The organism is Mycobacterium canetti CIPT 140010059, assembly GCF_000253375.1.
GTDB lineage: Bacteria > Actinomycetota > Actinomycetes > Mycobacteriales > Mycobacteriaceae > Mycobacterium > Mycobacterium tuberculosis.
This window is the reverse complement of record NC_015848.1, coordinates 342,535-352,562: the sequence shown is the minus strand read 5'-3', so window position 1 is coordinate 352,562 and position 10,028 is coordinate 342,535. Positions and strand designations below refer to the sequence as shown.

Sequence of the window (10,028 nt, the reverse complement as noted above, 5' to 3'; positions counted from 1 at the left end):
CCAATCGACTCAGCCCTGCGGCCAAGTGTTTAGGCACGGCTGGCAAGATCATGACCGATACTCCATTTCGTTGGTAGCCCGATATGCAGAGTGTAGCTTACTGAACATGATTTTCATTATGGAGCCGGGGTGCCGGCAGCGCGAACGGTGCGCCGTCAGACGCGGGCGGCACTGACCAGGGTGTTGCGGGCGAACATCGGCCCGGCTTCGGATTCCGGTCCGGGTACCGGGCGACCCACCGCTTCGAGGTAGTCGTTCAACAGCGTAGCGACCGCGGTCCAACCTCGCTCGCCGAACCACTCGGCGGCCGGCGCGCATCGCTCGTTGTAGACCAGTTGAAAAAACGGGTGCTGCTCGGCTCCCTCGGCGATCGCGGCGCGCTCCTCTTCGACCTTAGCCGCATATTCGTCTGGCCCCATTGGGGCACCATCCTCGACGGCGACGTGGCTTCGGCGCCCGGCCAGGGCATCGATGCCGGTGAATAGCCGCTCCTGGGCGGTGGCCGGGAGATAGATCAGCAGCCCTTCGGCAATCCATGCCGACGGTGCAGCCGCATCGAAACCACTGTCCCGCAAGGCTTGTGGCCAATCGTCACGCAGGTCGACGGCGATCTCGCGGCGCAGGGCGCGCGGTTGGGCACCGTGGCTGGCGAGCACCTCGCGCTTGAAATCAAGGACCTGCGGGCGGTCCAGCTCAAAAACCGTGGTCCCGTCGGGCCAAGGCAGCCGGTACGCGCGCGAGTCCAGCCCCGCCGCCAGGATGACCACCTGCCGCGCGCCGGCGGCGGCGGCCCGACGGAAATACTCGTCGAAATACTTGGTGCGGGCACCCTGGAAGTTGACGAAGTGCTCGCCGAAATCGGTGCTCTTCAACTTGTGGTCGGGAAGCTTGCCGTCGAGCACATCGGCCCACGAACCGCCGACGGCACGGCAGAACGCCTCCGCATATGGGTCGACGACCAGCGGGTCGGACTTCTGGGCTTCCAGCGCTCGCGCCGTCGCGACAAACAGCGCGGTCGAACCGACACTCGTTGTGATGTCCCAGCTATCACCTTCGGTACGCACCCAATCGACCCTACGCGGCTAGCTCAGCCCCGATCTCCAGGCTCCGCCGAGCCAGGCGCATCCCGGTCCGGATCCCACGAACCCGGCACCATTGGCGTCGTTGGCCCGTCGCCGAAATCATCGCCAGCCAGCGTGGTCATCCCGGCCGCGTCGGCAACCGCCTCCCTGCGGGCCGTCCCGGCAAAGCCCAGATGTCCGGCACCCCGATCCGAGGCCACCGTGGATGTGACTGGGTCTTTGCCGGGCGGAGGGCCCCAGTCCGGATCGACGTCGATGTTCATATCCATAAACTCGTCGCCGTATCCGCGCCGCGTGACACGGCGCCGCCGCCGCGCCCGCGCTTGGTCACGTACGGCCGCCGCGGCCGCCGCCGCCGCACTATCGGGCTGTGGCGCCTTGCGTTGAGCGCTGGCGCTGGCGCTGGCGCTCATCCCCGAGCCGAACCCGATGCCGGGCGGAGCGATGGCGTAGGGATAGCCGAACCCGGCGACGCCGGGTGCCGGCGGCGCCGGCGTGGCGCTGGCCACCGTGCTGGCCGCCGGCGCGGGCGCCGGCGCGGCTGCCGACGCAACCGCCGCGCCCGGCGCGGCTATGGTCGGGGCCATCGCGGCCGCCGGCAATGTCGGCGGGGCCGCCGCGACGGGTGCTAGCGCCGGGATAGCCGCCGGCTGCATGCCGGCCAGGCCGGATAGCCCGGCGAACCCGGTCACCGCGCTCAAATTGGAGATGGCGGAACCGAGGGCGACCGCAAGCAACTGCGGGGACTGGCTCAACGCCTGAGCGATCTGCAGTATGTGGGTCGGGTAGTCGAACAACAGCAGCTCAAAGTAGGCCTGAAAGGCCTCCACCGGATTGATAAACAGTTCCTGAACAAATGTTTCAAAGTCCTTACTGAATTCGATGGCACGAACAACCCACCAGATTGGTTGGGTTGCGTCCGTATAATCCTCGAACGGGATTCCGTTCATGGTGCCCTCGGCGGGATCCCAGATCAGGCGGCCACCGCTGATGATGCGCAATATCTCCGCGACCAGGTAGTCCAGCGGGGTCGGTTCGCCCCCGTGATCGTGGTCATGATCGTGGTCATCGTCGGCCGCTTCGGCTGCCAAGATCGGCGGCGCCGGGGTGGTCTGCGGTGCCGACGCCACCGCGGCCTCGGCGACCGCTTGATAGGTCGCCATCGTGCTGGCGGCCTGCGTCCACATCCGCGCGTAGTCGGCCTCGTTGAGCGCGATCGGGATGGTGTTGATGCCGAAGAAGTTCGTCGCCACCAAGACCCCGTGAAGCGTGTGGTTGGCGGCCAGCTCGACCAACGTCGGCATGGCCGCCACCGCGGTCGTGTAGGCCGCGGCCACGGTCTCGTGCCGGGCGGCCGCTTCCGCGCTGGTTTCGCTGGCCCGCATTAACCACGCGAGGTACGGCGCGTGGGCGGCCACATAAGCCGCGGCGCTGGGCCCCTGCCAAGCGCCGGTCTGCACGGCGCCCAGCAGCCCTATGAGCTCGTCGGCGACCGCGGCGTATTCGGCGCTCAGCGACGACCACACCCCGGCCGCCGACAACACCGAGCCCGGCCCCGGCCCGCTGCTGAGCAACGCCGAATGCACCTCGGGCGGCGACGCCATCCACAGCGTCATAGCCGCGAACACCACAGAGGACTGATGAACATGATTTTCATTACCACGATTCCACACCACGGCGCGCCGCAATGCAAGTCCCAGCCGGACACCAGCGCGGCACGGCCCCGGCCCACGGGTGCTGCCAGCTCCCGTCGGCCGACGCGCCGACCGCATAAATGTGGGAGATATTTGGCTCTACTGACTGATCTGTGGGTGGTTGTGTCGGCCTGGCAGGGTGGGGCGGTGGCCGGCGAGGGCGAGCATGGCTAGGGCGATGAGGGCTTGTGGTGAGCGGAATCCGAACGCGATCCGGGTCAGTAGGCGGATCTTGGTGTTGGTGGATTCGATCAGGCCTTGGGATAGGCCGTGGTCGAGGGCGGCGTCGATGGCCACCCGGTGGCGTTTGATGCGGGCGGCAAGCTCGACGAATACCGGGATGCGACAACGCTGGGCCCAGGAGATCCACCGGTCCAGGGCCTGTTTACCTTCCTCGCCCTTGACCGAAAACACATGCCGCAGGCCCTCTTTGAGCAGGTAGGCGCGATACAGACGGGGATCGGTCTTGGCGATCCAGGCCAGTTTGGCGCTTTGGCGTTCGGTGAGGTCCTCGGGGTTCTTCCACAGCGCGTAGCGGGCGCCCTTGAGCCGCCGTGCCCGCTCGCGGCCCGGACGTGGTGCGGCGTTCTTACCGGGCCGGCCCCGGCCCCACTTGGGTTCGGTGCGCGCGATCGCCCGTGCGTCGTTCCAGGCTCGGCGCCGCTCGACGTCGAGCGCCTCGGTGGCCCAGGCCACCACATGAAACGGATCGGCGCATTGAATCGCATCCGGGCAGCGCTCGGTGACCACGTCAGCGATCCAGTCCGCGGCATCGGCCGAAACGTGAGTAATCTGGGCGGCCCGCTCAGCGCCCAGGGCATCGAAGAACAAGCCCAGGGTGGCCTTGTCGTGGCCCGGGGCGGCCCACACCAACCGGCCGCTGTCGTGATCGACGACCACCGTCAGGTACCGGTGGTGGCGCTTGTAGGAGATCTCATCGATACCGATGCGGCGCAAGTTCGCGAACCGGTCAATGCGCTTTTCGGTGTCGGCCCAGACCCGGGCCACGATCGCCCCGACGGTGCGCCAGGCGATCCGCATCAACTCGCACACCGCGGTCTTCGAACACGCCACCGCCAGCCAGGCCACCGTGTCATCGAAAGCATACGTGTGCCCGGCATGATGACGCGCCCACGGCACCGCCACCACCGTCGGCCCATGGGTGGGGCAGTTCACCCGCGGCGCCTCGGCCTCCAAGAACACCTCGACGGTGCCCCAATCCAGACTGCGCCATTGGCGCAGGCCCGCACCGCGGTCATACCAGGACGCCTTGCGACCGCAGCGACCACAGCGGCGCAACACTGCACTTCGTGGCCGCACCCGGGCGATCACCCGCGCACCGTCTCCGGCGTCATCCTCCTCGAATTCGATGTCCTCAATCACGGTGCGCTTGTCGACACCCAGCAGCGCACGAAATAGCCTCACATTGCGCACGTCGTTGTCGGCTCCTTGTGTTTCTGATCCTTGACAAGCCAGAAACCTTAAGCCACAACGACGTGCGCCTACTCAGGACACAAACTCACCCACGGAAGTGTCAGAAGAGCCAGATATTTTGGGAAATACCAAATCCCTTTCCCGGGCCGGAGTTATTCTGTAGCCCGCCGATTTTTGCTGGTGACGTTCCCCGGGTCGGCATGACAGAGCGGTCATGCGTATTGGGAGGTGTCAGATGTCGTTTGTGATTGCGGCGCCAGAGGTTATCGCGGCAGCGGCAACGGATTTGGCCAGTCTCGGATCGAGCATCAGCGCGGCCAACGCGGCCGCGGCGGCCAACACCACAGCACTGCTGGCCGCGGGTGCCGATGAGGTGTCGACGGCCATCGCCGCGCTGTTCGGCGCCCACGGCCAGGCCTATCAGGCGCTCAGCGCCCAAGCGCAGGCGTTTCATGCCCAGTTCGTGCAGGCGTTGACCTCCGGTGGCGGCGCGTACGCCGCCGCCGAGGCCGCCGCCACCTCGCCGCTGCTCGCCCCGATCAACGAGTTCTTCCTGGCGAATACCGGGCGCCCGCTGATCGGCAACGGCGCCAACGGCGCCCCCGGCACCGGGGCCAATGGCGGGGACGGCGGCTGGTTAATCGGCAACGGCGGCGCCGGAGGATCCGGCGCGGCCGGCGTCAACGGCGGGGCCGGCGGCAACGGCGGCGCCGGCGGGCTCATCGGCAACGGCGGCGCCGGCGGCGCCGGCGGGAGGGCCAGCACGGGGACCGGCGGCGCCGGCGGCGCCGGCGGGGCCGCCGGCATGCTGTTCGGGGCCGCCGGGGTCGGCGGTCCCGGCGGATTCGCAGCCGCCTTCGGCGCCACCGGCGGCGCCGGGGGGGCCGGCGGAAACGGCGGGCTGTTCGCCGACGGCGGGGTCGGTGGCGCCGGCGGGGCAACCGACGCCGGCACCGGCGGGGCCGGCGGAAACGGCGGAAACGGCGGGCTGTTCGGCGCCGGCGGCACCGGTGCGCCCGGCGGATCCGGCATCTTTGGCGGCGGCGCCGGCGGGGATGGCGGCTCTGGCGGGCTGTTCGGCGCCGGCGGCACCGGCGGTAGTGGCGGGACGAGCATAATCAACGTCGGCGGGAACGGTGGGGCCGGCGGCGACGCCGGCATGCTCAGCCTCGGTGCCGCCGGCGGCGCCGGCGGCAGCGGCGGATCCAGCCTGAACGGTGGCGGCGGTGCCGGTGGGATCGGAGGCGACGGCGGCACGTTCTTCGGCTCCGGCGGCGCCGGCGGCGCCGGCGGGCTGGGCTTCGACGCCGCCGGCGGGGCGGGCGGCGCCGGCGGAAAAGCGGGTCTGCTCAGCGGGGCGGGCGGCGCCGGCGGCAACGGCGGCGGGTCCTTCGCGGCCGCCGGCGGAACCGGTGGGGCCGGCGGCGCGCCCGGGCTCATCGGCAACGCCGGCAACGGCGGCAACGGCGGCGCCAGCGCGAACGACGCCGGTGCCGCCGGCGGCCCCGGCGGAAACGGCGTGCTGATCGGCAATGGCGGTAACGGTGGTAGCGGCGGCACTGGCGCACCCGCCGGTACGGCCGGCGCCGGCGGCTTAGGCGGGCAGCTACTAGGTCGAGACGGATTCAACGCCCCCGCCAGCACGCCACTGCACACCCTGCAGCAACAAATCCTCAACGCGATCAACGAGCCTACCCAAGCCCTCACCGGGCGACCGCTGATCGGCAACGGCGCCAACGGGACTCCGGGGACCGGGGCCGACGGTGGGGCCGGCGGGTGGTTGTTCGGCAACGGCGGCAACGGCGGGCACGGAGCGACCGGCGCCGACGGCGGAGACGGCGGAGACGGCGGAGCCGGCGGAATCCTGTCAGGTATTGGCGGCACCGGCGGGGCCGGCGGCATCGGAACGACGAGCCAAGGCGGGACCGGCGGGGCCGGCGGAGCCGCCTTGCTGATCGGCTCCGGCGGCACCGGCGGCAGCGGCGGGTATGGCCTGGACACCGGCGGGGCCGGCGGGCGCGGCGGTGACGCCGGCTTGTTCCTCGGTGCCGCAGGGACCGGCGGCCAGGCCGCCCCCTCCCAAAACCTTATCGGCGGCGGCGGCACCGCCGGAGCCGGTGGTACCGGTGGGCTGTTCGCCAACGGCGGGGCCGGCGGGAGCGGCGGGTTGGGCGCGGATGGCGGGACCGGGGGGAACGGATTGCTCTTCGGCGCCGGCGGCACCGGCGGGGCGGGCACGCTCGCCGCCGACGGCGGCGCCGGGGGGCACGGCGGGCTGTTCGGCGCCGGCGGCACTGGCGGTGCTGGCGGCACCGGCGGCACCGGCGGCAACGGCGGCAGCGGCGGCAACGCCGGCCTACTCGCCCTCGGCGCCTCCGGCGGCGCCGGCGGCAGCGGCGGCAGCGCCTTAATTGGCGGCGCGACCGGCGGGGTCGGCGGGAACGGCGGCAACGGTGGCTCGCTCTTCGGCTTCGGCGGTGCCGGCGGCACCGGTGGCTCCAGCGGCATCGGCAGCAGCGGCGGCACCGGCGGTGACGGCGGTACGGCCGGGGTGTTCGGCAACGGCGGCGACGGCGGCGCCGGCGGGTTTGGCACCGGTGCCGGCGGCACCGGCGGCACCGGCGGCAACGCCGTGCTGATCGGCAACGGCGGCAACGGCGGCAACGCTGGCAAAGCCGGGGCCACCCCCGGTACCGGCGGCACCGGCGGGCAGCTCATCGGCGAGAACGGGCTCAACGGCCTGTAACCGCGAACCGGCCATCAGACCAACAGCCGGCCAGCCATGGTCGGCCGGCCCAGATCCCCCAGCATCAGCCTGCGGGCTGTCCTTCAAGACACACCGGGTTCACCCGGTACACGAAGTCGCTTACCAGAGTTTGACCAAAACCCCCAGGTGTTGTCGCTGGAAATGGGATGCTTCTTACTGCCGATTTTTGCTGGTGACGTTCCCCGGGTCGGCATGACAGAGCGGTCATGCGTATTGGGAGGTGTCAGATGTCGTTTGTGATTGCGGCGCCAGAGGTTATCGCGGCAGCGGCAACGGATTTGGCCAGTCTCGGATCGAGCATCAGCGCGGCCAACGCGGCCGCGGCGGCCAACACCACAGCACTGCTGGCCGCGGGTGCCGATGAGGTGTCGACGGCCATCGCCGCGCTGTTCGGCGCCCACGGCCAGGCCTATCAGGCGCTCAGCGCCCAGGCGCAGGCGTTTCATGCCCAGTTCGTGCAGGCGTTGACCTCCGGTGGCGGCGCGTACGCCGCCGCCGAGGCCGCCGCCACCTCGCCGCTGCTCGCCCCGATCAACGAGTTCTTCCTGGCGAATACCGGGCGCCCGCTGATCGGCAACGGCGCCAACGGCGCCCCCGGCACCGGGGCCAATGGCGGGGACGGCGGCTGGTTGATCGGCAACGGCGGGGCCGGCGGTTCCGGCGCGGCCGGCGTCAACGGCGGGGCCGGCGGCAACGGCGGGGCGGCCGGGCTGCTCGGCAACGGCGGGGCCGGCGGCGCTGGCGGGGTCGCCAGCAGTGGGATCGGCGGGTCCGGCGGAGCCGGCGGCAACGCCATGCTGTTCGGCGCCGGCGGCGCCGGCGGCGCCGGCGGCGGCGTAGTAGCCCTCACGGGCGGGGCCGGCGGCGCCGGCGGGGCTGGCGGCAACGCCGGCCTGCTCTTCGGCGCCGCCGGAGTCGGCGGGGCCGGCGGATTCACGAACGGCAGTGCACTCGGCGGGGCGGGCGGCGCCGGCGGGGCCGGCGGGCTGTTCGCCACCGGCGGGGTCGGCGGATCCGGTGGGGCCGGCAGCTCCGGCGGGGCCGGTGGGGCCGGTGGCGCTGGCGGGCTGTTCGGCGCCGGCGGCACCGGCGGGCATGGCGGGTTCGCCGACAGCAGCTTCGGCGGAGTCGGCGGGGCCGGCGGGGCCGGCGGGCTGTTCGGCGCAGGCGGGGAAGGCGGCAGCGGCGGACACAGCCTGGTCGCCGGCGGGGACGGCGGGGCCGGCGGCAATGCCGGCATGCTCGCCCTCGGCGCCGCGGGCGGCGCCGGCGGAATCGGTGGGGACGGCGGTACTCTCACGGCCGGCGGCATAGGCGGCGCCGGCGGCGCCGGCGGCAACGCTGGGCTGCTCTTCGGCTCCGGCGGCTCCGGCGGCGCCGGCGGATTCGGCTTCGCCGACGGCGGGCAAGGCGGCCCCGGGGGCAACGCCGGCACGGTCTTCGGCTCCGGCGGCGCCGGCGGCAACGGCGGAGTTGGCCAGGGCTTCGCCGGCGGGATCGGTGGGGCTGGCGGCACCCCCGGGCTGATCGGTAACGGCGGCAACGGCGGTAACGGTGGCGCCAGCGCGGTGACCGGCGGCAACGGCGGGATCGGCGGCACCGGCGTGTTGATCGGCAATGGCGGTAACGGCGGTAGCGGTGGGATTGGCGCGGGCAAGGCCGGAGTGGGCGGCGTCAGCGGGCTGCTGCTCGGTCTAGACGGATTCAATGCTCCCGCGAGCACCTCGCCACTGCACACCCTGCAGCAAAATGTGCTCAATGTGGTGAACGAGCCCTTCCAGACGCTCACCGGCCGCCCGCTGATCGGCAACGGCGCCAACGGGACTCCTGGAACCGGGGCTGACGGCGGGGCCGGCGGGTGGCTGTTCGGCAACGGCGGCAACGGCGGGTCCGGGGCGACCGGTACCAACGGCGGGGACGGTGGGGACGGCGGCGCCGGCGGGATCTTCTTCGGCACCGGCGGCACCGGCGGGGCCGGCGGCGTCGGCACGACGGGCACCGGCGGGGACGGCGGCGCCGGTGGGGCGGCCTTCTTGATGGGCTCCGGCGGTAACGGCGGCAGCGGCGGCGCCGGCCTCACCGCCGGTGGGGACGGCGGGGACGGCGGTAACGCCGGATCGTTCTTCGGCGCCGCCGGAACCGGCGGGGCCGGCGCCAGCACTAAAGCCGGCGGCACCGGCGGCACCGGCGGGAACGGCGGGCTGTTTGCCAACGGCGGGGCCGGCGGGAGCGGCGGGTTGGGCGGAGATGCGGGGACAGGCGGGGCCGGCGGGAACGGCGGGCTGTTCGGCGCCGGCGGCACCGGCGGCGCCGGCGGCTCCCTCGGCCCGGGGGCCGGTGGTGCCGGCGGGAACGGTGGGCTTTTCGGCGCCGGCGGCACCGGCGGCTCCGGCGGCCACGGTACCCCCGCCGCGGTCCCCGGCGGCGCCGGCGGGGCCGGCGGCAACGCGGGCTTGTTCTCCCTGGGCGCTTCGGGTGGCGCCGGCGGTAGCGGCGGCTCCAGCTTGACCGACGGCGGCGGGATCGGTGGGGTCGGCGGAGCCGGCGGCTTGCTCTTCGGCTACGGCGGCGCCGGCGGCGCCGGCGGGTACAGCAACATCGGCGCTGGTGGGGCCGGCGGGGCCGGCGGCAACGCCGGCATGCTCTCCGGCTCCGGCGGCTCCGGCGGGACCGGCGGCGCCAGCGGTGCCGCCAAGGGCGGGGTCGGCGGCAACGGCGGTACGGCCGGGGTGTTCGGCAACGGCGGCGACGGCGGTGCCGGCGGGTTTGGCGCCGGTACCGGCGGCAATGGCGGTGTCGGCGGCAACGCCGTGCTGATCGGCAACGGCGGCAACGGCGGCAACGGCGGGAAAGCCGGCGGCACGCCGGGCGCGGGCGGCACCAGCGGGCTGCTGATCGGCGAGAACGGGCTCAACGGCCTGCCATAGCCAGCGAACCGGCCCTCAGAACACCCGCCGGCCAGCCATGGTCGGCCGGCCCAGATACCCCAGCATCAGCCTGCGGGCTGCCCTCGACTCACCTGACAGGACGCACCGGGTTTACCCGGCCCGC

The 10,028-nt window shown here is 72.7% G+C and carries 4 protein-coding genes and 1 pseudogene; 2 read left to right on the top strand and 3 right to left on the bottom strand.

The features are described 5' to 3' along the window. Window positions 1-155 precede the first annotated feature (155 nt). From MCAN_RS01530 to MCAN_RS01520, 3 genes are all read right to left on the bottom strand, one after another. Window positions 156-1,064 carry a class I SAM-dependent methyltransferase gene (locus MCAN_RS01530; protein ID WP_014000153.1) on the bottom strand — a complete coding sequence of 303 codons (909 nt, stop codon included), beginning with the start codon at window positions 1,062-1,064 and terminating at the stop codon, window positions 156-158. Window positions 1,065-1,087: 23 nt separating this feature from the next. Then, entirely contained in the window at window positions 1,088-2,698 is a 1,611-nt protein-coding gene (locus tag MCAN_RS01525; protein ID WP_014000152.1) for a PPE family protein, read from the bottom strand. A 177-nt stretch (window positions 2,699-2,875) separates the two neighbouring features. After that, the gene (locus MCAN_RS01520) at window positions 2,876-4,210 is read right to left on the bottom strand and encodes an ISL3-like element IS1557 family transposase (protein WP_014000151.1); all 1,335 of its coding nucleotides are present in this window, start codon (window positions 4,208-4,210) and stop codon (window positions 2,876-2,878) included. Window positions 4,211-4,445: 235 nt separating this feature from the next. On the opposite strand from MCAN_RS01520, the gene MCAN_RS01515 reads away from it, so the two are divergent. Together MCAN_RS01515 and MCAN_RS01510 are read left to right on the top strand one after the other, a co-directional pair. Further along, complete coding sequence (locus MCAN_RS01515) at window positions 4,446-6,956, top strand: PE family protein (RefSeq protein ID WP_014000150.1); 2,511 nt, start codon at window positions 4,446-4,448, stop codon at window positions 6,954-6,956. Window positions 6,957-7,204: 248 nt separating this feature from the next. After that, window positions 7,205-9,918 (top strand): annotated as a pseudogene (locus tag MCAN_RS01510) (PE family protein); the annotation flags it as partial. Window positions 9,919-10,028: the final 110 nt, after the last annotated feature.

Coding starts and splice junctions, on each gene's coding strand:
- MCAN_RS01525 (WP_014000152.1), bottom strand. CDS start 2,698: ATGACGCTGTGGATGGCGTCGCCGCCCGAGGTGCATTCGGCGTTGCTC.
- MCAN_RS01515 (WP_014000150.1), top strand. CDS start 4,446: ATGTCGTTTGTGATTGCGGCGCCAGAGGTTATCGCGGCAGCGGCAACG.